This is a genomic window from Ruegeria marisrubri (assembly GCF_001507595.1).
Lineage (GTDB): Bacteria > Pseudomonadota > Alphaproteobacteria > Rhodobacterales > Rhodobacteraceae > Ruegeria > Ruegeria marisrubri.
Window position 1 is genome coordinate 182761 of the sequence record NZ_LQBQ01000035.1, and the last position, 20590, is coordinate 203350.

Genomic DNA, 20590 nt, shown 5'->3' on the forward strand with positions numbered 1-20590 from the left:
GAAAAATCAGCCGTAACTCTTCAGATCGCGGATCAGCTGATCCAGATTGCCCCTGCGCGCATCCAGCATGGCACCGATCTCGGTGCGCTCGGTCAGCAGCATGTTCACGCCTTCGATGAACATGTTGTAGAACTTGTCCTTGCCGGATTTGTCCGACACCAGGAAGGTCACCTCGAACGGCGCCTCGCCGCGCAGCTTGACGGTGCTGCGCACCTCGTAGCCGGCCTTGATCTTGCGCGCGCCGGTGACGGTGACCTGCCCGCCGATGAACTCGCGGAACCGGCGGCCGTATTTGCGGGAAATATAGTGCTGGAACGCGCTGGTGAACTGGCGCATCTGCGACTTGCTTGCCGAGCGCGCATCCGGCCCAAGGGCATAGCGGGCCATGATCGGCACATCTCCGTAGCGCACGAAGATCTTTTCGAAATCCCTCAGCATGGCGCTTTCGGACTTGCCCGAGGCGATCACTTTGTTGATCTCCGCGACCACGCTGTCGACCAGCTTTTTCGCGGCCGTCTCGGTCATCGCCAGGGCAGGCAGGGATGTCGCGGCCAGACCGATACCGGCCAGGGCGGTCGTCACGAAAGCACGGCGGGTGATCGCATTACTCGGCATATGGATCCTCATACGGGTCTAGATAGGGGTCGTCGGCAGCACCCGAACCGGTCTCGGCATAGGGGTCCGTGTAGAGACCCAGATAGGACTCCTCGTCGTCCCTCGCCAGTTCGAAGCGCCGGTTTTGCAGATAGATCAGGCGGGCCTGCGCGTAACTGTCCGCGCTTTCGTACAGAATCGAGTCCACCGTCTGCGAATACCGGCCCCGGTCGCTCATGCGCCGGACCAGTTCGGTGTAAAGCCCCAGGTTGTCGACGGGCCGGGTCGGCGCCAGGTCGATCGGGTTGGTGAAAAGGTTGACCACGACCCCGATTGCATCGCGCGTGGTCGAGGGGCCGTAGAGCGGCAGCTCGACATAGGCGCCTTCGCCAAAGCCCCAGACATGCAGGGTTTCACCGAAATCCGTATCCACCTGCGGAATCTTGAGGTCACTGGCCGGATCGGACAGGCCGGCGATACCGACCGTCGAATTGACGGCAAAGCGCAGCAACGCATACCCCATTTCCTTGGGCTTGCCCTGCAGCAGGTAATCGACCGCCTGTCCCGGCAGCGAGATGTTCTCGGCGAAATGGTTGAAGCTGGTCACGATCGGTTCGGGAAAGACCGAGACATATCCCTTGGATGCCGGCCCGAACAGATACCTGTCCACGCCCAGGTTGAACCTGTGAATCGCCCGGTTGGTGTTTTCGTAGGGGTCGAAGATCTCGCCGCGCGCGGCCTCTTCGGGTGGTTGCGTCGCACAGGCCGCCAGCGCCGAAAACGCGGCCAGGGCAAGAACAAGTTTCGGGACAAAACGCATCAACACAGGTCTTCGATACTCCATGGCCACCTTTGGGGTGACGCTGGCGGGTCAAATCAGAAAAGGCTCGCTTGCTCAATGCGATTGGCGGCTGGTTGCAGACAGATACCCGCTCCGTGGCGGATTTGAAACAGACACACCTGTATCCCATAGTGCGGACCGAGGCAAAGGGGGGGCCAAAAGCGGCCATCGAATGAGAGAGGACCCGCGCATTGCCTTTCCCTGCCAACGCAAAGGGGCCGGCAAATGCCGGTTTCCGGCTTTCCCGGGCGGCCGTTCCCGGTTAGCGTCCGCGCAAACCTGACTGTTGGAGGACGAGAATCATGAGCATCGCGGCGAAACTGGAAAGCCTTGGCGCCACCCTGCCGGACGCACCGGCTCCGGCGGCGAACTATGTGCCCTTCGTGCGGGTCGGAAACATCGTCTATGTGTCGGGCCAGATCTCGATGGACGAGAGCGGCCTGATCACCGGCAAGCTTGGCGACAACATGGATGTCGAGGCAGGTGCCGCGGCGGCCCGGACCTGTGCGATCAACCTTCTGGCGCAGGTCAGGGCGGCCTGCGACGGCGATATCGAACGTCTGGTGCGCGTCGTCAAGCTGACCGGCTTCGTCAACTCGACCGCCGATTTCACCCAGCAGCCGCAGGTGATCAACGGCGCCTCGGATTTCATGGTCCAGGCGCTGGGAGATGCCGGGCGTCACTCGCGCTCGGCCGTCAGCGCCGCGGCGCTGCCGCTGGGCGTGGCGGTCGAGATCGAGGGAATCTTCGAAGTCCGATGACCTCGCGCCTTCCACGCGCCTTTCTCGAGCGCCCGATCGCGCACCGGGCGCTGCACGATGCCTTGCAAGGCCGGCCCGAGAACAGCCGCGCGGCGATCCGCGCCGCCATTCAGGCCGGCTATGGCATCGAGATCGACCTGCAACTGACCGCCGACGGGCAGGCGATGGTGTTTCACGACTACGACCTCGGCCGCCTGACCGGCCAACGCGGGCCGATCCGCCAGATCACCGCCGCCGAGGCGGGCGCGATTCCGCTGCTCGATTCGGATGGCGAGGGCATTCCCACCCTGTCCGAAGTGCTGGGCCTGGTGGCCGGCCGGGTGCCGCTGCTGATCGAGTTCAAGGATCAGGACGGCGCGATGGGCCCCAATGTCGGCCAACTGGAGCAGGCGGCGGTCGAGGTTCTGGCGGGCTATGACGGGCCGGTGGCGCTGATGTCCTTCAACCCGCACAGCGTCGCCGAACTGGCGCGGCTTGCGCCCGACCTGCCGCGCGGGCTGGTGACCAGCGCCTACGATCCGTCCGACTGGCACCTGCCGCGCAAGGTCGGCGACCACCTGCGCGAGATTCCCGATTTCGACCGGGTCGGGGCCGATTTCATCAGCCACGAGGTCGCCGACCTGAACCGCCCGCGCGTGGCCGAGCTGAAGGCGCGCGGCGTGCCCATCCTCTGCTGGACGGTCCGCTCGCCCGCGCAGGAGGCAGAGGCCCGCAAGGTCGCCGACAACATCACCTTCGAAGACTATCTGGCGGCGTTCCCGGCTTGATCCGGACCCGCCCCGCGACAAATAGTGGTCAGGCGCGCGGAGGATGCATGGATCAGGCACAGATCGAAGTCAGGGTATCGGGCTCGCTGTCCGACATCGGCGCGGCCGAGTGGGACGCCTGCGCCTGCCCCGAAACCGCCGAGGGCGGCCGGCCACTCGACCCGTTCACCACGCACCGCTTTCTGTCGGCGCTGGAACAGAGCGGCTCGGTCGGGCCGGGCACCGGCTGGCAGCCGCAATACCTGACGGCCTGGCTCGACGGGATGCTGATCGCCGCCGCGCCGATGTATGCCAAGTCGCACAGCCAGGGCGAATACATCTTCGATCACAGCTGGGCCCATGCCTATGAACGCGCGGGCGGGCGCTATTACCCCAAGCTCCAGATCGCGGTGCCCTTCACCCCCGCGACCGGCCGCCGCTTTCTGGTCCGGCCGGGATATGAAGGCATCGGCATGCCGGCGCTGGTGCAGGGCGCGGTGCAACTGGCGGCGGACAACCGCATCTCGTCGCTGCACGTCACCTTCTGCACCGAGGCCGAGGCCGAGGCGGGCGCGCGGATGGGCTTGCTGTCCCGGACCACGCAGCAGTTCCACTGGCTGAACGACGGTTATGCCGATTTCGACGCCTTCCTCGCCGCCCTGTCCTCGCGCAAGCGCAAGAACATCCGCAAGGAAAGGGCGCAGGCCAACGCGTTCGGTGGCCGGATCCGCACCCTGACCGGCGCCGATCTGCGCCCCGAACACTGGGACGCCTTCTGGGTCTTCTACCAGGATACCGGCTCGCGCAAATGGGGCTCGCCCTACTTGACGCGGGCCTTCTTCGACATCGTGCATGACACGATGGCCGATGACGTGGCGCTGGTGCTGGCCGAGCGCGACGGATACCCGGTCGCGGGGGCGCTGAACTTTGTCGGGCGCGAGACTCTGTTTGGCCGCTACTGGGGCTGCACCGAACATCACCCCTGCCTGCATTTCGAACTGTGCTATTATAGGGCGATCGACTTTGCCATTGCCGAAAGGTTGAAGCGGGTCGAGGCCGGCGCGCAGGGCGAGCACAAGCTGGCGCGCGGCTATCTGCCGACCCCGACCCACAGCCTGCACTGGATCGCGGATCCCGGATTTGCCGATGCAGTGGCCAGATATCTTGAATCCGAACGCGAAGCCGTGGGAGAAGAGATCGAGATCCTGACCGAATATGGCCCGTTCAAAAAGTCGAATCCGGAGGAACAGCAATGACCGAACGCTTGTCAAACGAGGCCCGGGGGCCGCTTCTGGACCCGCTGTTCAAGAACGGCTGGACCATGGTCGAGGACCGCGACGCCATCACCAAGACCTTCATCTTCGACAATTTCGTCGAGGCTTTCGGCTGGATGACGAGGGTGGCGATCTGGGCTGAGAAATGGGATCACCACCCCGAATGGTCCAATGTCTACCGCACGGTCGAGGTGGTGCTCTCCACCCACGACGTCGGCGGCCTGTCGGCGCTGGACGCCAAGCTGGCGCGCAAGATGGACGCCATGCTCTGACCGAACCGGGTCGCCCCGTCAGTCGAGCGCCCCGTCCCCGTCACGGTCGGCCGCTTTGAAATCCTCGGCCATCTGGGCTGAGAATTCGCTTGCGGAAATGGCGCTGTCGCCGTTCTCGTCCGCCTGTCTGAACAGATCACCGCTCATGTAGGCCTCGGTTTCCGCCCGGCTCAGAGCACCGCTCTTGTCCGTGTCCATCGTCTGGAACGCGAACTCGGAAAAGGCGTTGTATTCGGCCTTGGACAGAACATCGTCATCGTTCTTGTCCACGGCGTCCAGTTGCGCCTCGCCGAACGCGCTTTCCTGTGACAGGGCGGCCGAAGCGGTCAGGGCAAGCGCGAAGCCGAAGATGATACCCGTTTTCATGTCACGCCCTCCTCAGCATGAATACCGATGACCGCCGGCCGCGCCGACACCGGCCCCCACGGCGGTCAGCGCGCCGCGGCCCGAGCCGCCTCCGAACTGGTTGCCGATTGTGCCCCCGATCAGCGCCCCGCCCAGCGTTCCGCTCAGGCAGGCGATCTCGTGCTGCCGGGCCGCCTGTGCCTGGGGCGTCGGAGCGGGCTCGCAGGCGGCCAGCACGCTCGCCGCGGCAAACGCAAATACAAGGGTTTTCATTTGCATGAGTTTCGCCCTTTTCTTGGTGATCAGAATGTCCTGTCAGTCTGACACCTTGGCGGGCAGCAGGCCAGCTTTCCGTTCGCCGGCCGTGGTGGGCAGGCCCCGACCGGATCGGGGCCGCCGCCTCAGATCTCTTCCAGCAGGGTCTCGCCGGCGGTGCGGTCGCAGATTCCGTGCTCGGATTCGGTGTTCAGCGCGCGAACGACCCCGTCCTCGACCACCATCGCGTAACGAACCGACCGGCCATAGAGACCCACCACCGGCGCGTCGAAATTCATTCCGATTTCCCTGGTGAAACTGCCATCCGCGTCGGCCAGCAGGGTGATGCCCGCCTCGGTCGCCCCGGTCGACTCGCCCCAGGCCTTCATCACGAAGGGGTCGTTGACCGCGAGGCAGATGATCTCGTCGACGCCTTTTGCGTCGAACTGCGGCTTGGTGCGGATGAAGCTGGGCAGATGCACCTGATCGCACAGGCCTGAAAAGGCCGCCGGCACCGCCACCAGCACGACCTTGCGGCCCGTCAGCTTGTCCGACAGCCGCACCACTTCCGGCCCGGAATCCGTCATCCGGATCAGTTTCGCGTCCGGAAGACTGTCACCGACTGAAATCATCTTGTTTTTTCCTCTCTGCTGCATTTACGGATAACCGCACGGCGGCATATAGCTTTGCCGTGGGCGAAAGCCACGGTTTTTCGACGAGGCGGGAGGAACATGAGCCACATTGTCGTGATCGGCGCGGGCCAGGCCGGGTCATCCCTGGTCGCCAGGCTGCGCAAGGAGGGGTTCGAGGGCGAGGTCACCCTGATCGGCGCCGAGCCGGTTCTGCCCTATCAGCGCCCGCCGCTGTCCAAGGCCTATCTGCTGGGCGAGATGGAGCTGGAACGGCTCTACCTGCGCCCCGAGAGTTTCTATGCCGAGAACAACATCACCCTGCGTCTGGGCCAGCGGGTGACGGCGATCGACCCGGCGGTCAAGACCGTGACCATCGGCGACGAGGTGATCGCTTACGACCAGCTTGCCCTGACCACCGGCTCGCATCCGCGTCGCCTGCCCGCCGCGATTGGCGGCGATCTGGAGGGCGTGCATGTGGTGCGCACGCTGGCCGATGTGGACGCGATGGCCCCCGCCGTCACCCAAGGCGCCCGGGCGCTGATCGTGGGCGGCGGCTATATCGGGCTCGAGGCCGCGGCCGTCTGCGCCAAGCGCGGCGTGCAGGTGACGCTGGTGGAGATGGCAGACCGCATCCTGCAACGCGTCGCCGCGTCTGAAACCAGCGACTATTTCCGCGCGCTGCACCGCGCGCATGGGGTGGACATCCGCGAAGGCGTCGGGCTGGAGCGGATCACCGGCGAGAATGGCAAGGTCACCGGCGCGGTGCTGGGCGACGGGACGGAACTGGCGGTCGATTTCGTCGTGGTCGGCGTGGGCATCACCCCGGCCACCGAACTGGCCGAGGCGGCCGGACTCGAGCTCGAGAACGGCATCAGGACCGACGCGCAGGGCCGCACCTCGGCCGCCGATATCTGGGCGGCGGGCGATTGTGCCTCGTTCCCCTACAAGGGGCGGCGCATCCGTCTGGAAAGCGTGCCCAACGCCATCGACCAGGCCGAGGTGGTGGCGCAGAACATGCTGGGCGCGGGCAAGGATTACGTGGCCACGCCATGGTTCTGGTCGGACCAGTATGACGTGAAGCTGCAGATCGCCGGGCTGAACACGGGCTATGACCACGTCGTCACCCGCAAGGGCGAGGGGGCGACCACCTCGTTCTGGTATTACCGGGGCGATCAGTTGCTGGCAGTGGACGCGATGAACGACCCGCGCGCCTACATGGTCGGCAAACGCCTGATCGACGCAGGCAAGACCGCCGATCCGGCAGTGGTGGCCGACCCGGCAGCGGACCTGAAGCCGCTGCTCAAGGCGTGAGGATCGTCGCCGGAGAGTTCCGGGGCCGGGCGCTGGCCTCGGTCGGCAAGGGGGATGCGGGCGGGCATCTGCGTCCCACCACCGACCGGGTGCGCGAAAGCCTGTTCAACGTGCTGGCCCACCAGATCGACTTCGACGGGCTGCGGGTGCTGGACCTGTTCGCCGGCACCGGCGCGCTGGGGCTCGAGGCGCTGTCGCGCGGCGCGGCCCATGTCACCTTCGTCGATGACGGGCGGGTGGCGCAGGGCCTGATCCGCAAGAATATCGACCTGACCCGCAGCGCCGACCGCACCGCCCTGATCCGCCGCGACGCCACGCGACTGGGCGACAATCCCGGCGCGCCGTTCGACCTGATCTTCCTCGACCCGCCCTATGGCAAGGGGCTGGGTCAAAAGGCGCTGGCGGCGGCGCTGAAGGGCGGCTGGCTGGCCGAGGGCGCGCTGGTGGTCTGGGAAGAGAACGCGCCGATGGCCCCGCCCGAGGGCTTCACGCTGCACGATGCGCGCAAATACGGCGACACCCATATCTCGCTGATGTGGCGGGGCTGAGCCGCCCATTTTTTGGACCGGGACCCGCGCCGTGCTATGTTGCAGGGCATGGACCACGCCCTGCCCATATTCCCACTGGCACCCGCGCAGAGCGCCGAGGCCACGACCGGGCCCAAGCCCAAACCGCGCCGCGCGCCCGTCTTCATTCAGGACGCGGTGACGCCTTGGGGGCAAGAGACGCTGTTGCTCGCGCTGTGGCGCGCGCAGCAGGATCAGGATCCGTAGGTCGGGTGGAACTTGCCGGCGGGTGACAGGGTAAAGATCTCAACCCCGTCCGCCGTGACGCCCACGGAATGCTCGAACTGCGCCGACAGCGACTTGTCGCGGGTCACGGCGGTCCAGTCATCCGACAGCGTCTTGGTCTCGGGGCGGCCCAGGTTCACCATCGGCTCGATGGTAAAGAACATGCCTTCCTCCAGAACCGCGCCGGTGCCGGGGCGGCCATAATGCAGCACGTTGGGCGGCGCGTGGAACACCCGGCCCAGCCCGTGCCCGCAGAAATCGCGCACCACGCTCATCCGGTGCGATTCCACGTAAGCCTGGATGGCATGGCCGATATCGCCGAAGGTGTTGCCCGGCTTGACCATCTCGATCCCCTTGAACAGGGCGTCATGGGTCACCTGGATCAGCCGCTCGGCCTTGCGTGACAGCTTGCCCGCGACATACATGCGGCTGGTATCGCCGAACCAGCCATCGACGATCACGGTCACGTCGATGTTCAGGATATCGCCATCCTTCAGCTTTTTCTCGCCCGGAATCCCGTGGCAGACCACGTGGTTCACGCTGATGCAGCTGGCGTGCTGATAGCCCTTGTAGCCGATGGTGGCCGACTTGGCGCCGGCATCCTCGACCATCTGGGTGATGATCCGGTCGATCTCGCCCGTGGTCTGGCCGGGAAAGACATGCTCGGCGATGTCGTCGAGAATCCGCGCCGCAACCGCCCCTGCCGCGTGCATTCCGGCAAAGTCAGCCTGTTCGTAAATGCGGATGCCGTCCTTGGTCAGGCGGCCACGATGTTCCTTCATCAACGCGGGGCTCCAAATGTTGCGCGCGAAACCCTCTTTACGCTGCTTGTGCAGAAAGTGCCAGAGGGCGCGGGGTCGCGAAAGTCAGACCCTGTTGCCTATCAATATGCCTTCCGGCGTGATTTGGGTCATATAGACCAGACGTTCAACCCCTTTCGCTGCCGCAGCGTCAAATTGCGCCGCATAGGCCGGGTCGATATCGGCGGCCAGCGCGAATCGCGCGCAATCGGTGCGCTGCACCAGGTACAGCATGATCGCCCGGTGCCCCTGCGCTACCATCTCGGCCAGCTCGCCCAGATGTTTGGTTCCCCGCGCGGTGACGCTGTCGGGAAACTCGGCCAGTCCCGGCTGGCGCGAGAGGGTCACGCTTTTCACCTCTACATAGGCATCCGGCAGGCCCGGTTCACTCAGCAGGAAGTCGATGCGGCTGCTTTCGCCATATTTCACCTCGGGCCGGACGGTGCCATAGGCGGCCAGCTCGGGGACCTCGCCCGCCTCCAGCGCCGCGCGCAGCGCCCGGTTGGGCACCGAGGTATCGACCCCGGTGAAATGGCCGTTCTCGTGCTCGACCAGACGCCAGCCGAATTTCAGTTTCTTCTTCGGGTCGTCATTGGGCTCCAGCCAGATTTTCATGCCCGGCTCGGCCAGCCCCATCATCGACCCCGGATTGGCGCAATGGGCGGTCACCTCGCGCCCGTCCTCCAGCACGCAGTCGGCCAGAAAGCGTTTGTAGCGGCGGATCAGCCGGGCGGGCACAAGAGGGGTTTGAAAGCGCATGGCTCCGGGCCTATACCTGCGCCAAGCGTCGATCAAGAGGAGAGCGCGCCATGCCCAACCCAACCGCCGCAATGCTGGTGATCGGGGATGAAATCCTGTCCGGCCGCACCCGTGATTCCAACATGCATTTCCTGGCCGGCGAGCTGACCAAACATGGCATCGACCTGAAAGAGGCGCGCTTTGTCAGCGATGACGCAGAGGCCATAGAAACCGCGGTCAAGGCGCTGTCGCAGGCCTATGACCACGTCTTCACCAGCGGCGGCATCGGCCCGACCCATGACGACATCACCGCCGACGCCATCGCCCATGCCTTCGGCGTCGGCATCGGCATCCGCGAGGACGCGCGCGCCCTGCTCGAGGCGCATTACGAAAAGACCGGGCTGGAGCTGAACGCCGCGCGGCTGCGCATGGCGCGGATCCCCGACGTGGCGACGCTGATCGAAAACCCGGTCTCGACCGCGCCGGGCTTCACGCTGGGCAACGTGCATGTGATGGCCGGGGTGCCGGTGGTGTTCCAGGCCATGGTGGCCAGCGTCCTGCCGACCCTGACCGGCGGCGCGCCGCTGCTGTCCCAGACCCTGCGGGTCGAGCGCGGCGAGGGCGACATCGCCGAAACCCTGTCGCTGCTGGCCGAGGCCTTCGACGACCTGTCGATCGGCTGCTACCCGTTCCAGGTGAACGGCGTCTTTGGCGCCAATGTCGTGGTGCGCGGCACCGATGGCGCCCGCATCGACGCGGCGATCACCCGGCTGGCGAAGGAGCTGGGGGTTTGAGCCTGGACTGGGCGCAGGTGGTCGACGGCACATGGCCCGCCGCGCGCTACGAGCGGCTGGGGCCCTTCCTGCTGCGCGAAGGGCAGGGCGGCGGCTCGCGCGTGTCGGCGGCCAGCCGGATCGGCGAGGTGACCGAGGCCGATATCGACGCGGCCGAGGCGGCGATGCAGGCGATGGGGCAGAAACGGATCTTCTGTCTGCGCCCGGGCGACGAGGCGCTGGACGCGCAGCTGGCCGCGCGGGGCTACGAGGTTCTCGACCCGGTCAACATCTATGCCTGCCCGGTCGAACAGCTGACTGACATCCCGATCCCGCGGGTCACCGTGTTCACCTTGTGGGAGCCGCTGGCGATCATGCGCGAGATCTGGGCGCAGGCCGGCATCGGGCCCGAACGGCTGGCGGTGATGGACCGTGCCAAAGGCCCCAAGACGGGCCTGCTGCTGCGGCACCGCGACAAGCCCGGCGGCACCGGCTTTGTTGCCATCCACGACGGCGTGGCGATGGTGCACGCGCTGGAAATCCTGCCGCACCAGCGCCGGCAAGGCCTTGGCAAATGGGCGATGCGGGGCGCGGCCTTTTGGGCGCTGGACAACGGCGCGCAGACCCTTAGCGTGATCTGCACCAAGGCGAATGAAGGGGCCAATGCGCTCTACCGCTCTCTCGGCATGGAAAACGTGGGAGAGTATCACTATCGCCAGCTTGTCTGAGGGAGAGAGACAGACGTGACCGACCAGAAACAGCCCACCGCCCTTGACCTGCCGATGGTGGACCCGCTGCCGCCCGAGACGCAGAAATATTTCGACATCTGCGTGGAAAAGCTGGGCATGGTGCCCAACGTGCTCAAGGCGAACGCGTTCGACATCGACAAGCTCAACGCCTTCACCGCGATGTACAACGACCTGATGCTGGCACCCAGCGGCCTGTCCAAGCTGGAACGCGAGATGATCGCGGTGGTCGTGTCGTCGATCAACCGCTGCTTCTACTGCCTCGTGGCGCATGGCGCGGCGGTGCGGCAACTGTCGGGCGATCCAAAGCTGGGCGAGATGCTGGTGATGAACTACCGCGTGGCGCCGCTGGACGACCGCCAGCGCGCGATGCTGGATTTCGCCGCCAAGATGACCACCGCCAGCGCCGAGATCGAGGAACCCGACCGCCAGCGCCTGCGCGATGTCGGATTCTCGGATCGCGACATCTGGGACATCGCCAATGTGGCGGGCTTCTTCAACATGTCCAACCGGGTCGCCAGCGCGACGGCCATGGTGCCCAACGACGAGTATCATTCCCAGTTCAGATGAAGCGCGCCCTCGCCCTCTGCGCCGCCCTGGCGGCGGCCCCGCTGGCGGCGCAGGAGCTAAAGCTGCCCGGAGGCGTGCGGCAACTGACCGAGCGGATCACTGCGCTCGACAGCTATGATCTGCCCGTGGGCGTCTATGCGGACGGGTCCGTGCCGTCGAAAAGGCTCGAAGGGCAGGTCGAGCGGCGGACCTGGCGCTTTCAGGCCGGGTCCCGCACGACGCTGCAGATCCTCGCGCCGCTGCGCGAGCAGTTGCAGCAGATGGGCTATGACATCCTGCTCGACTGCGAGGCCCGCAGCTGCGGCGGTTTCGATTTCCGCTATGGCACCGAGGTGGTGCCGAACCCGGACATGTATGTGGCGATTCACGACTACCGCTTCCTGTCGGCCACCCGCGGGGACGAGGCCATAAGCGTGCTGATCAGCCGCAACCCGCCCGACGGCTACATCCAGATCATCCGGGTGCTGCCCGACGGCACCCAGCCAGAGGCGCCTCTGGTCGTGGCCGGGTCCGAGGTCGCGGACGAGGCGCTGCTGGCGAAACTGAAGCGGGACGGCCACGTCATTCTCGACGATCTCACCTTCGGCTCGGGGGCCGCGGATCTGGGCGAAGGGCCGTTTGCCTCTCTGGCGGTGCTGGCCGAATTTCTCAAGGAAAACCCCCGCGCCCGGCTGGCGCTGGTGGGGCACACGGATGACGTGGGCACGCTCGAGGGCAACATCGCCCTCAGCCTCCGCCGCGCCCAGGCGGTGCGAAACCGCCTGATCGAGGTGCACGGGATCGACGGCGAGCGGCTCGAGGCCGAAGGCGTCGGCTACCTCGCCCCGCTCACCTCGAACCACACCCCCGAAGGCCGGGAGTTGAACCGCCGGGTCGAGGCGGTCATGCTGGGGGGGTGATGTTCGCGACCGGCCAGGATGTTGCGTAGATGGCGCCGTTGTTGGGGGGCGGGACGATGAAGACCGATCCCAGAATCGCTTTTCTGATTGCCGCCCACGACCGGCCTGCACATCTGCATCGGCTGCTTGGCGCGTTGGCGCACCCAAGCACGGGGGTTTTTCTGCATATCGACGCCAAATCCGACTTGGCGTCCCCGAATCTTGCTGCTTTCCCGAACATGACGCTTTGTTCACCGGCCATTTCCGTTCACTGGGGCGGTATTTCCCAAGTCCAAGCCACGCTGGCGTTGATGGAACAGGCCGTTTCCGATCCCGGTTTTTCCCACTTCGTTTTCATTTCCGGGTCGGATTACCCACTTCGCCCCATAGGCGAGATCGTGGAATTCTTCGCGGACAACCCGGACACTGTCTTCATGAATGCCGAGCGGATGCCGGTCTGGCACAAGCCGTTGCCATGGATCGAATATCACCATCCCCAGCCAACCGACCCGCCGCTGCAAAGAGCGTGGCGCCGATTTGCAAGGCGCGCACTCAAACCGTTGGCGCGTCGGGACTACGCCGCCGCCTTGAAAGGTCGGGTTCCATACGGCGGCACCTGCTGGTGGGCTTTGCCGCGCTCCGCCGTCGAGTTTCTGCTCGAAACCATCGATCAGGAACCCGACCTTCTGGAGTTTTTCCGAAACACGCATTGCCCGGATGAAACGCTGCTGCCGACATTGATGATGAACGGCCCGTTTGCCGGTGCCCGGAGAAATACCCTGACCTGGGCAGATTGGTCCAAGGGTGGAGCGCATCCGGCAACAATTGCAGCAGAACATATTCCGGCACTTCTTCGAGCGGGGGAGAAGCGCGAATACCTGTTTGCCCGAAAGTTCCCGGATGATAGCGCCGCTCTCCTATCGGCCCTGGAACAGCGGTGGCGCAAAGGCGCCCAGCCAATGCAATAGCCGGTCGAAGTGTCAAACCGGGCCGGGCGCTTGAAACGACAGGCGCAAAAGGTGAAGGTCATCGTATGAGCACCGAATTTCGTTTGGCGGCAAGGCGATCCATCCGCGGCCCAAGGGGTTTGACAAACGCCCTGCGCCGCGCGCTGCTGGTGGCCGCGACCGCGGCGCTGGCGGCATGTTCCATCGGACCCGCCAGCTATACCAAGACCGTCACCAGGGCGGCGGCGGACACAGACACGACCTTCCTCGCCCGGCGGGGCAGCGCCCTGGGCGATCCGCGCGACGGGCGGTCCGGCATCTATCTCGTCTCCGACGGGCCAGAGGCGCTTGCCCTGCGGCTGGTGCTGGCCGAAAAGGCCGAGCGCACGATCGACGCGCAGTATTACCTGCTGCACAATGATGCCTCGGGCCACCTGTTCACCTGGCAGTTGCTGCGCTCCGCCGATCGCGGCGTCCGCGTGCGCCTTCTGCTCGATGACATGGACGTCGCCGGCTACGACCGGGCGGTCGCGGCGCTGGATCGCCATCCCAATATCGAGATCCGCCTGTTCAATCCATTCCGCCGCGGGTTCGGACGCAACCTAGCCTCCCTGTTCGAGTTCGAGCGCGTCAACCGCCGGATGCACAACAAGTCGATGACCTTCGACAACGTGGTGACGATCGTCGGCGGCCGCAATATCGGTGACGAGTATTTCGCGGCCCGCGAGGACAGCAACTACAACGATCTGGATGTTCTGGGCGTCGGGCCGGTCGCGAAACAGGTCTCGGCCTCTTTCGACGCCTACTGGAACAGCCCCTACGCCGTGCCCGCAAGCGTCGTGGTCAGAGACGGAAAACAGGACATGACGCTCGCGGAGGCGCGTCAGCGCCTGTCCGAACTGGCCGATCAGGCCCGCTACAGCCCCTATGGTGACGCGCTTTCCCACGAAATCCGCGCCGGGATGACGCATGGCCCCCTGGGCCTGACCTGGGTGCCGGCACGCCTGCTGGCCGACCCGCCCGAGAAGGCCGCGGGCGATGCCGACGAACAGAGCTTCGTCGCCGCCCAGATGCTGCCCTATCTGACGGGGGCCAGACAGAGCCTGGTCGTCTCGTCCGCCTATTTCGTCCCCAGACGCCGAGGGGCGGAGTTCCTTTCGGAACTCAGCGCGCGGGGCCTTGACGTGACGATCCTGACCAACTCGCTGGACTCCACCGACGTGGTGCCGGTCCATGGCCATTACGCGCTTTTTCGCGAAGAGATGCTGAAGGCCGGAATAGAGCTGTGGGAGCTGCGCCCAGACGTCTCGCGGCAGGACCGCGAGCGGCTCGGGCTGGGGCTGTCGCAATCGTCGCTGCATACCAAGGCCTTCGCCGTTGACGGAAAATACCTGTTCGTGGGCTCGTTCAACTGGGATCCGCGCTCGGTGAGGATCAACAATGAAATGGGTGTGCTGATCGAATCCGAGGCCCTTGCTTCCGAGGCGGTGAGTCGGTTCCGGGAAAACCTTGCGGAAAACGCCTACAAGCTGCGCCTCGACGACTCTGGCGAGATCGAATGGCTCGCCCGTCGCGAGGATGGCGCCATCCTGCTGTATCGGCGCGAACCCGCGGACTCTGCCTGGCGCGCCTTCATGAGTTCCATCTACGGCCTGCTGCCCATCGGCAGCCAACTGTAACCCGGCGCGGGAAACAAAAACCCGCGCCAGGGGCGCGGGCTGTCAGAGGTCACGGCGAGTGGTCCTACCAGTCCATCGGCCCCTTGCCGCTGAAGGCCTCGACCAGAAAGTCGATGAAGGCCCGGACCTTGGGCTGCGTGAACCGGCCCGGCGGATAGACCGCGTAGATGCCCTGAACCTCGTCGGGCAGCGACGGCATCGCGTCCACGACCTCGCCGCGCTTCATCGCATCCGCGTAGAGATAGCTGGGCAGATAGGCGATCCCCAGGCCGGAGATTGCGGCATTCAGCAGCGACTGGCCGTCATTCACGCTCAGCCACCCGGCGGTGCGCACCTGCCGCTTTTCCCCCGACGGCGCGGTCAGTTTCCAGACATTGCCCGAGGACTGGCTGGAATAGTGCAGCAGCTTGTGCTCGTTCAGGTCGTCGATCCGCTGCGGGCGGCCGAAGGATTCGATGTATTTCGGCGACGCGATCATCCGCTTGACGGTTTCGGTCAGCTTGCGCGCGCGCAGGGTGCTGTCCTCCAGATCCCCGATCCGGACGGCAACGTCGAACCCTTCGGAAATCAGTTCGACGTAACGGTTGTTCAGAACCATGTTCACCGTGATGTCGGGGTAGTCGGACAAAAAGTTTGACAGCACCGGAGACAGATGGTTGACGCCGAAATCCGTGGCGACGCTGATGCGCAGCAGCCCCGAGGGCGCCGACTGCATCGAGGTGACCAGCGCATCCGCTTCGCCGGCGTCGTTGAGAACCCGGCGCGCCCGGTCGTAATAGGCCAGCCCGATCTCGGTCGGCGACACCCGGCGCGTCGTCCGGTTCAGAAGGCGGGCGCCAAGCCGTGCCTCCAGACTCGAGACATGCTTGGAAACAGCCGATTTGGAAATGCCCATCTTCTTCGCGGCATCGGTAAAGCCGCCCTGATCCACCACGTTGGCGAAGGCTTCCATTTCGGTGAGTCGGTCCATGCTCGCGTCCTCGGCTTTGTCCGTCACCTTCCCTTTTTGCGCCCAATCTGGGCGGAAACGGGGCAGGGATGGGATAATATCAGGGATTTAACAAGAATCGTTTGCGCCATGGAAACAGGGAAACAGTGGTTTCCGCGGGCCCGCAGCGCCGGGTTTTTCCGAAAATGATCGGTGTTCTGGCGGGGTTGGGCTATGCTCGCAGTGGCATTTCTGTGACCGGGAGGAGATCATGAAACCGTTTCTTGCGACCCTGGGGTTCTGCCTGCTCGCCGTTTCCGCCCCTGCCGGAGGCGAGACACCGTCCAACCCCGATGCGCGGGTCTATATCGCCAACCTGAGCGACGGTGAAACCGTGAAATCGCCTGTGACTGTTGTGTTCGGGCTCAGTGGAATGGGCGTGGCGCCCGCCGGTGTTGAAAAGGAAGACACGGGCCATCACCACCTGCTGATAGACCGTCCCCCTCTGACGGAAGAGGAGTTGTCGGCGCCCCTGCCTTCGGATGAAAACCATCGCCATTTCGGCGCAGGGCAGACCGAAGTCACCCTGGAACTGGCGCCGGGCCCCCATACGCTGCAACTGGTGCTCGGGGATCATAACCATGTGCCTCATTCCCCGCCGATTGTATCGGAAGTGATTACAATTATTGCAGAATGACGGAATTGGATTCCGACTGGAAACCTAGAAAACAGCCTTGGTTGCGAGAATCCACAGCGGCAGCGTCGCGGCGCTGAGCAAAGTCGTTTGCGCGATCAGCGTGGCCACCAGTTTCCTGTCCGCCCCGAACCCCGAGGCCAGCACATGTGCCGCCGACGCGGTCGGAAGGGCTGCGAACAGGATCAGGACCGGCGCCAACCCGTCGGGGCTGCCGACCAGCAGGCAGGCCAGAAAGGTGCCACCGGGCACCAGAACCAGGCGAGACAGGCTGATATAGGTTCCGAACCGGTCCATGCGCGCCAGGGCACCCCAGTTCATTGTCGCGCCGATCGAGATCAGGGCGATCGGAATGGCCGCCGCCGCAACCATGTCCAGCGGCGCCATGACCGGGGCGGGAATGGTCAGCCCCGACAGGCCGACAGCCACCCCCAGAACGCTCGCCAGCAGAAACGGGTTCATCGCAACCTTGCCGACGGTCTGGGCCAGGCTCAGGTTTCCGCCACGGGACAGCGCCGCGACGGCCAGCAGGTTCGCAACCGGCACCGCCATGCCGATCGCAACGGCCATCTGGCCAACCGCATCCGGCCCCAGTGTCTGCGACGCCACCAGCGCAATCGCCGAGTTGAAGCGCCAGACCGTCTGCCAGCCGCCCGCGAAATCCAGGAACCGCTCCGGGCCGATCGGGCGCGCCAGCCACCCCAACAGCAAGGCGAATAGCAGAATCGCCCACACGGCCGGGCCGATCTGCACGACCTCGGAGACCGCGATCGGCCGTCGGCTTGCCGCCACGAACAGCAGCGCCGGGAACAGGATTTCAAAGTTCAACCTGTCGAGCCCCTGCCAAGCATTCTCGGACAGCCGCGCCCGGATCAGCCCGCCAAGCGCGACCATCAGGAAACTCGGCACGAGCCCGGTCAGGATGGTGGCAAAGACCATATAGGGTCGCTCCTTCGGTCGACCCGAGCCTGTCTAATGGGCCGACGCCGGCGGGCTTGGCCAAAAGCGACATGCCGGCGTCGGAAAGGGCGATGCCCCTACAGTTCCGCGGCCAGCCGCGTGCCCTGGTTGATCGCCCGCTTGGCATCCAGTTCCGCGGCCACATCCGCGCCGCCGATCACATGCGGGGTGATCCCGCGTTCGATCAGCGCATCGGCCAGCGACCGCTCGGGCACCTGTCCGGCGCACAGAACGATCGTATCGGCCTTGATGACGGTCGGGTCGGCGCGCTCTTCTCCGAACGAGACATGCAGCCCCTCGTCGTCGATGCGCTCATAGTTCACGCCGCCGACAAAGTTCACGTCCTTCATCTTCAGCGTCGCGCGGTGGATCCAGCCGGTGGTCTTGCCCAGCCCCTTGCCATGCGCCTGTTTCTTGCGCTGGAGCAGGGTGACCTGCCGCTGGGGCGCCTCGGGCTGCGGGCCCTCGGGCGCCAGGCCCGAGCGGTGCTGTTCAGGGTCGGCGACGCCCCATTCCTTCATCCACAGGGGCAGGTCGGTGGTGGGCGAATGGCCCTCTTCCAGCAGGTATTCCGACACGTCGAAGCCGATGCCGCCCGCGCCGATCACGGCCACCGATTTGCCCACCGGGGCCTTGTCGCGCAGCACGTCGATGTAGTTCACGACATTGTCGCGGTCCTCGCCCGGGATCTGCGGGTCGCGCGGGTTGACGCCGGTGGCGATCACCACCTCGTCGAACCCGGCCAGGTCGTCGGCGCCGACTTCGCGGCCCAGTTCGACCTTGACGCCCAGATCGTCCAGCATGGTGCGATACCAGTCCACCAGCCCCCAGAACTCTTCCTTGCCCGGCACCTGCTTGGCCATGTTAAGCTGGCCGCCGATCTCGTCGGCCTTGTCGAACACGGTCACGTCATGGCCGCGCTGGGCGGCGGTCATCGCGGTGGACAGGCCGGCCGGACCCGCGCCCACGATGGCCACGCGCTTGGGCGTGGCGGCCTTTTCGATCACCAGCTCGGTCTCGTGGCAGGCGCGCGGGTTCACCAGGCATGAGGTCAGCTTGCCGCTGAAGGTGTGGTCCAGACAGGCCTGGTTGCAGGCGATGCAGGGCGCAATCCTGGCCGACTCGCCTGCCATCGCCTTGGCCACGAAATCCGCATCCGCCAGCATCGGCCGCGCCAGAGAGACCATGTCGGCACAGCCCTCGGCCAGCACCTGCTCGGCCACTTCGGGCGTGTTGATCCGGTTCGAGGTGATGACCGGAATCCCCACCTTGCCCATCAGTTTCTTCGTCACCCAGGCAAAGGCCCGGCGCGGCACGGAGGTGGCGATGGTCGGAATCCGCGCCTCGTGCCAGCCGATGCCGGTGTTGATGATCGTGGCCCCGGCCTCTTCGATCCGCTGCGCCAGCTGCACGACCTCTTCGAAGGTCGAACCATTGGGCACCAGGTCGATCATCGACAGCCGGTAGATGATGATGAACTCCTCGCCCACCGCCTCGCGGGTGCGGCGCACGATTTCCAGCGGCAGGCGCATCCGGTTCTCATAGGACCCGCCCCAGCGGTCGGTGCGCTTGTTGGTATGGGTCACGAGGAACTGGTTGATGAAATACCCCTCGGACCCCATGATCTCGACCCCGTCATAGCCCGCCTTCCGGGCCAGCACGGCGGCATTCACGATGTCGCTGATCTGCTTCTCGATGCCTTCCTCGTCCAGCTCGGTCGGCGGGCAGGGCGAGATCGGCGACTTGATCGGGCTGGGCGCCACGCATTTCGGGCCATAGGCATAGCGGCCCGCATGCAGGATCTGCATGGCGATCTTGCCGCCCGCCTGATGCACCCGGTCGGTGACGATCGAATGGTTCGCCACGTCCTTGTCGCTGGTCATCATCGCCGCCCCCGGCAGGACCGAGCCTTCGAGGTTCGGCCCGATGCCGCCGGTTACCATCAGCGCCACGCCACCGCGCGCGCGGGCGGCATAGAACTCGGCCACCCGGTTCCAGTCGCCGGTTTCCTCAAGCCCGGTATGCATCGAGCCCATCAGGACGCGGTTCTTCAACGTGGTAAAGCCCAGATCCAGCGGGGCCAGCAGGTGTGGGTAATCGTTCATCAGAATCTCCCTTGCTTGCGCGCACCATTGCTTGACGCGCACGTCATGTCACGCCGAACGCGGCGTCAGACCCTTGCGCTGACGTCACGACCGATTAGGAATGGGGCGACACCAGCCCGGAGACCCCCATGACCCCCGAACAGATCGCCAAGCTGCCCTACCGCCCCTGCGTCGGCCTGATGCTGATGAACGATCGGGGCAAGATCTTCGTCGGCCAGCGCAACGACCGGTTCGAGGACGCCTGGCAGATGCCCCAGGGCGGCGTGGACGAGGGCGAATCCCCGCGCGCGGCCGCCCTGCGCGAGTTGCAGGAGGAAATCGGCGTCACCCCCGACCTCGTGGAAATCATGGCCGAGACCGAGGGCTGGCTGCCCTACGACCTGCCGCATGACATCGTGCCCCACATCTGGAAGGGCCGCTTTCGCGGGCAGGCGCAGAAATGGTTCCTGATGCGGTTCCTGGGGACCGACGACCAGATCGACATCGAGACCGACCACCCCGAGTTCACAAGGTGGAAATGGCAGGACCCCGACCGCCTGATCGCCGAGATCGTGCCATTCAAGCGCGAGGTTTACGAGCGGGTGATGGAGGCGTTTGGGGGGTATTTGGGGTGAGGGGTTGGCCTCCGAAATCGTTCAAGGGGTCGCAGAAATCCAATCAGAATGGGGCCCCGAGCAGAAAGCGAGCAACGCAGCTGTGAGTTGCGAAAATCACGCCGTTCTACTATGGGTTTAGAGCCTTAACTGTTGCTGTCTCGGAAAGCGAGACTCGAGACCCAAAAGCGCTTTCTGGCGCGCACATTGACTTGGAAGTGTTCATGTTCTCAAAGCTTCGGAAACTGCTTGTTTCAAAACCCCACTCACAATCCGCCCCTTCATCCGAAACCGCCCGCCCCTCCGGTCAGCCAGAGACGGTCAAGCCGCAAGTGGTGCCCGCGCCCGTGGAGGAGA

The 20590-nt window shown here is 65.2% G+C and carries 25 protein-coding genes; 15 read left to right on the top strand and 10 right to left on the bottom strand.

Annotated features, from left to right (window positions below; all coding sequences use genetic code 11):
- Window positions 1-6 precede the first annotated feature (6 nt).
- The gene (locus AVO45_RS15055) at window positions 7-615 is read right to left on the bottom strand and encodes an MlaC/ttg2D family ABC transporter substrate-binding protein (RefSeq protein WP_068348422.1); all 609 of its coding nucleotides are present in this window, start codon (window positions 613-615) and stop codon (window positions 7-9) included.
- Window positions 605-1414: an MlaA family lipoprotein gene (locus AVO45_RS15060; protein ID WP_068348424.1), complete on the bottom strand. Its 810-nt coding sequence runs from the start codon at window positions 1412-1414 to the stop codon at window positions 605-607. The genes AVO45_RS15055 and AVO45_RS15060 overlap by 11 nt, the downstream gene beginning before the upstream one ends.
- A 323-nt stretch (window positions 1415-1737) precedes the next feature.
- Here AVO45_RS15060 and AVO45_RS15065 point away from each other — a divergent pair, with 323 nt between their 5' ends.
- The 4 genes from AVO45_RS15065 to AVO45_RS15080 are packed head-to-tail and all read left to right on the top strand — an operon-like array spanning window position 1738 to window position 4488.
- Complete coding sequence (locus tag AVO45_RS15065) at window positions 1738-2196, top strand: RidA family protein (RefSeq protein WP_068348427.1); 459 nt, start codon at window positions 1738-1740, stop codon at window positions 2194-2196.
- Window positions 2193-2963: a glycerophosphodiester phosphodiesterase family protein gene (locus AVO45_RS15070; RefSeq protein WP_068348432.1), complete on the top strand. Its 771-nt coding sequence runs from the start codon at window positions 2193-2195 to the stop codon at window positions 2961-2963. Before AVO45_RS15065 ends, AVO45_RS15070 begins: the two co-directional genes overlap by 4 nt.
- A gap of 47 nt (window positions 2964-3010) precedes the next feature.
- A complete protein-coding gene (locus tag AVO45_RS15075; RefSeq protein ID WP_068348435.1) occupies window positions 3011-4198 on the top strand; it encodes a GNAT family N-acetyltransferase in 1188 nt (395 codons plus the stop codon).
- On the top strand, window positions 4195-4488 hold the full coding sequence (locus AVO45_RS15080; RefSeq protein WP_068348437.1) for a 4a-hydroxytetrahydrobiopterin dehydratase: 294 nt from the start codon (window positions 4195-4197) through the stop codon (window positions 4486-4488). Before AVO45_RS15075 ends, AVO45_RS15080 begins: the two co-directional genes overlap by 4 nt.
- Window positions 4489-4506: 18 nt before the next feature.
- Here the strand turns inward: AVO45_RS15080 and AVO45_RS15085 are convergent, their stop codons facing one another.
- The 3 genes from AVO45_RS15085 to AVO45_RS15095 all read right to left on the bottom strand — a co-directional run bounded on the left by AVO45_RS15085 (window position 4507) and on the right by AVO45_RS15095 (window position 5720).
- Entirely contained in the window at window positions 4507-4854 is a 348-nt protein-coding gene (locus AVO45_RS15085; protein WP_068348440.1) for an EF-hand domain-containing protein, read from the bottom strand.
- 12 nt (window positions 4855-4866) lie between these two features.
- Entirely contained in the window at window positions 4867-5106 is a 240-nt protein-coding gene (locus AVO45_RS15090) for a glycine zipper 2TM domain-containing protein (protein WP_240482153.1), read from the bottom strand.
- 128 nt (window positions 5107-5234) lie between these two features.
- Window positions 5235-5720, bottom strand: coding sequence for a peroxiredoxin (locus AVO45_RS15095; RefSeq protein ID WP_068348446.1), 486 nt, complete (start codon window positions 5718-5720; stop codon window positions 5235-5237).
- 99 nt (window positions 5721-5819) lie between these two features.
- Here AVO45_RS15095 and AVO45_RS15100 point away from each other — a divergent pair, with 99 nt between their 5' ends.
- Genes AVO45_RS15100 through AVO45_RS19900 form a run of 3 tightly spaced genes read left to right on the top strand, consistent with a single transcriptional unit; the run spans window position 5820 to window position 7804 of the window.
- On the top strand, window positions 5820-7031 hold the full coding sequence (locus tag AVO45_RS15100) for an NAD(P)/FAD-dependent oxidoreductase (protein WP_068348449.1): 1212 nt from the start codon (window positions 5820-5822) through the stop codon (window positions 7029-7031).
- Window positions 7028-7579 carry a 16S rRNA (guanine(966)-N(2))-methyltransferase RsmD gene (gene rsmD / locus AVO45_RS15105; protein ID WP_068348453.1) on the top strand — a complete coding sequence of 184 codons (552 nt, stop codon included), beginning with the start codon at window positions 7028-7030 and terminating at the stop codon, window positions 7577-7579. The genes AVO45_RS15100 and rsmD overlap by 4 nt, the downstream gene beginning before the upstream one ends.
- A 48-nt stretch (window positions 7580-7627) precedes the next feature.
- Entirely contained in the window at window positions 7628-7804 is a 177-nt protein-coding gene (locus AVO45_RS19900; protein ID WP_205627900.1) for a hypothetical protein, read from the top strand.
- On the opposite strand, the gene map is transcribed toward AVO45_RS19900, so the two are convergent.
- Together map and sfsA are read right to left on the bottom strand one after the other, a co-directional pair.
- The gene (gene map, locus AVO45_RS15115; protein WP_068348459.1) at window positions 7792-8604 is read right to left on the bottom strand and encodes a type I methionyl aminopeptidase; all 813 of its coding nucleotides are present in this window, start codon (window positions 8602-8604) and stop codon (window positions 7792-7794) included. The two genes, AVO45_RS19900 and map, sit on opposite strands and share 13 nt — an antisense overlap.
- Window positions 8605-8688: 84 nt before the next feature.
- Window positions 8689-9381 carry a DNA/RNA nuclease SfsA gene (gene sfsA / locus AVO45_RS15120; protein WP_068348462.1) on the bottom strand — a complete coding sequence of 231 codons (693 nt, stop codon included), beginning with the start codon at window positions 9379-9381 and terminating at the stop codon, window positions 8689-8691.
- Window positions 9382-9431: 50 nt separating this feature from the next.
- On the opposite strand from sfsA, the gene AVO45_RS15125 reads away from it, so the two are divergent.
- The 6 genes from AVO45_RS15125 (at window position 9432) to AVO45_RS15150 (ending at window position 14953) form a co-directional block, all read left to right on the top strand.
- Window positions 9432-10154 carry a competence/damage-inducible protein A gene (locus AVO45_RS15125; protein ID WP_068348467.1) on the top strand — a complete coding sequence of 241 codons (723 nt, stop codon included), beginning with the start codon at window positions 9432-9434 and terminating at the stop codon, window positions 10152-10154.
- A complete protein-coding gene (locus tag AVO45_RS15130) occupies window positions 10151-10861 on the top strand; it encodes a GNAT family N-acetyltransferase (RefSeq protein WP_068348470.1) in 711 nt (236 codons plus the stop codon). Before AVO45_RS15125 ends, AVO45_RS15130 begins: the two co-directional genes overlap by 4 nt.
- 15 nt (window positions 10862-10876) lie before the next feature.
- Window positions 10877-11449 carry a peroxidase-related enzyme gene (locus tag AVO45_RS15135; protein ID WP_068348473.1) on the top strand — a complete coding sequence of 191 codons (573 nt, stop codon included), beginning with the start codon at window positions 10877-10879 and terminating at the stop codon, window positions 11447-11449.
- On the top strand, window positions 11446-12348 hold the full coding sequence (locus AVO45_RS15140; RefSeq protein WP_068348476.1) for an OmpA family protein: 903 nt from the start codon (window positions 11446-11448) through the stop codon (window positions 12346-12348). The genes AVO45_RS15135 and AVO45_RS15140 overlap by 4 nt, the downstream gene beginning before the upstream one ends.
- A gap of 56 nt (window positions 12349-12404) precedes the next feature.
- Complete coding sequence (locus AVO45_RS15145) at window positions 12405-13295, top strand: beta-1,6-N-acetylglucosaminyltransferase (RefSeq protein ID WP_157770179.1); 891 nt, start codon at window positions 12405-12407, stop codon at window positions 13293-13295.
- A gap of 119 nt (window positions 13296-13414) precedes the next feature.
- Window positions 13415-14953 (top strand): phospholipase D family protein, encoded by a 1539-nt coding sequence (locus tag AVO45_RS15150; protein WP_169796018.1) that lies wholly within the window; start codon window positions 13415-13417, stop codon window positions 14951-14953.
- A 64-nt stretch (window positions 14954-15017) separates the two neighbouring features.
- Here the strand turns inward: AVO45_RS15150 and AVO45_RS15155 are convergent, their stop codons facing one another.
- The gene (locus tag AVO45_RS15155; protein WP_068348724.1) at window positions 15018-15923 is read right to left on the bottom strand and encodes a LysR family transcriptional regulator; all 906 of its coding nucleotides are present in this window, start codon (window positions 15921-15923) and stop codon (window positions 15018-15020) included.
- A 229-nt stretch (window positions 15924-16152) separates the two neighbouring features.
- On the opposite strand from AVO45_RS15155, the gene AVO45_RS15160 reads away from it, so the two are divergent.
- Window positions 16153-16578, top strand: coding sequence for a DUF4399 domain-containing protein (locus AVO45_RS15160; protein ID WP_068348482.1), 426 nt, complete (start codon window positions 16153-16155; stop codon window positions 16576-16578).
- 24 nt (window positions 16579-16602) lie between these two features.
- Here the strand turns inward: AVO45_RS15160 and AVO45_RS15165 are convergent, their stop codons facing one another.
- Complete coding sequence (locus tag AVO45_RS15165) at window positions 16603-17514, bottom strand: AEC family transporter (protein ID WP_068348485.1); 912 nt, start codon at window positions 17512-17514, stop codon at window positions 16603-16605.
- 98 nt (window positions 17515-17612) lie between these two features.
- The gene (locus AVO45_RS15170) at window positions 17613-19640 is read right to left on the bottom strand and encodes an NADPH-dependent 2,4-dienoyl-CoA reductase (protein WP_068348488.1); all 2028 of its coding nucleotides are present in this window, start codon (window positions 19638-19640) and stop codon (window positions 17613-17615) included.
- 128 nt (window positions 19641-19768) lie between these two features.
- Here AVO45_RS15170 and AVO45_RS15175 point away from each other — a divergent pair, with 128 nt between their 5' ends.
- Window positions 19769-20254, top strand: coding sequence for an RNA pyrophosphohydrolase (locus tag AVO45_RS15175; protein WP_068348491.1), 486 nt, complete (start codon window positions 19769-19771; stop codon window positions 20252-20254).
- Window positions 20255-20590 lie beyond the last annotated feature (336 nt).

Bases quoted from the DNA above. Each gene is read 5' to 3' on its own strand.
- AVO45_RS15160 (WP_068348482.1), top strand. From the start codon at position 16,153: ATGAAACCGTTTCTTGCGACCCTGGGGTTCTGCCTGCTCGCCGTTTCC.
- AVO45_RS15075 (WP_068348435.1), top strand. From the start codon at position 3,011: ATGGATCAGGCACAGATCGAAGTCAGGGTATCGGGCTCGCTGTCCGAC.
- sfsA (WP_068348462.1), bottom strand. From the start codon at position 9,381: ATGCGCTTTCAAACCCCTCTTGTGCCCGCCCGGCTGATCCGCCGCTAC.
- AVO45_RS15100 (WP_068348449.1), top strand. From the start codon at position 5,820: ATGAGCCACATTGTCGTGATCGGCGCGGGCCAGGCCGGGTCATCCCTG.
- AVO45_RS15065 (WP_068348427.1), top strand. From the start codon at position 1,738: ATGAGCATCGCGGCGAAACTGGAAAGCCTTGGCGCCACCCTGCCGGAC.
- AVO45_RS15080 (WP_068348437.1), top strand. From the start codon at position 4,195: ATGACCGAACGCTTGTCAAACGAGGCCCGGGGGCCGCTTCTGGACCCG.
- AVO45_RS15145 (WP_157770179.1), top strand. From the start codon at position 12,405: ATGAAGACCGATCCCAGAATCGCTTTTCTGATTGCCGCCCACGACCGG.
- AVO45_RS15095 (WP_068348446.1), bottom strand. From the start codon at position 5,720: ATGATTTCAGTCGGTGACAGTCTTCCGGACGCGAAACTGATCCGGATG.
- AVO45_RS15175 (WP_068348491.1), top strand. From the start codon at position 19,769: ATGACCCCCGAACAGATCGCCAAGCTGCCCTACCGCCCCTGCGTCGGC.
- map (WP_068348459.1), bottom strand. From the start codon at position 8,604: ATGAAGGAACATCGTGGCCGCCTGACCAAGGACGGCATCCGCATTTAC.
- AVO45_RS19900 (WP_205627900.1), top strand. From the start codon at position 7,628: ATGGACCACGCCCTGCCCATATTCCCACTGGCACCCGCGCAGAGCGCC.
- AVO45_RS15165 (WP_068348485.1), bottom strand. From the start codon at position 17,514: ATGGTCTTTGCCACCATCCTGACCGGGCTCGTGCCGAGTTTCCTGATG.
- AVO45_RS15125 (WP_068348467.1), top strand. From the start codon at position 9,432: ATGCCCAACCCAACCGCCGCAATGCTGGTGATCGGGGATGAAATCCTG.
- AVO45_RS15155 (WP_068348724.1), bottom strand. From the start codon at position 15,923: ATGGACCGACTCACCGAAATGGAAGCCTTCGCCAACGTGGTGGATCAG.
- AVO45_RS15085 (WP_068348440.1), bottom strand. From the start codon at position 4,854: ATGAAAACGGGTATCATCTTCGGCTTCGCGCTTGCCCTGACCGCTTCG.
- AVO45_RS15090 (WP_240482153.1), bottom strand. From the start codon at position 5,106: ATGAAAACCCTTGTATTTGCGTTTGCCGCGGCGAGCGTGCTGGCCGCC.
- AVO45_RS15060 (WP_068348424.1), bottom strand. From the start codon at position 1,414: ATGCGTTTTGTCCCGAAACTTGTTCTTGCCCTGGCCGCGTTTTCGGCG.
- AVO45_RS15170 (WP_068348488.1), bottom strand. From the start codon at position 19,640: ATGAACGATTACCCACACCTGCTGGCCCCGCTGGATCTGGGCTTTACC.
- AVO45_RS15140 (WP_068348476.1), top strand. From the start codon at position 11,446: ATGAAGCGCGCCCTCGCCCTCTGCGCCGCCCTGGCGGCGGCCCCGCTG.
- AVO45_RS15055 (WP_068348422.1), bottom strand. From the start codon at position 615: ATGCCGAGTAATGCGATCACCCGCCGTGCTTTCGTGACGACCGCCCTG.
- AVO45_RS15070 (WP_068348432.1), top strand. From the start codon at position 2,193: ATGACCTCGCGCCTTCCACGCGCCTTTCTCGAGCGCCCGATCGCGCAC.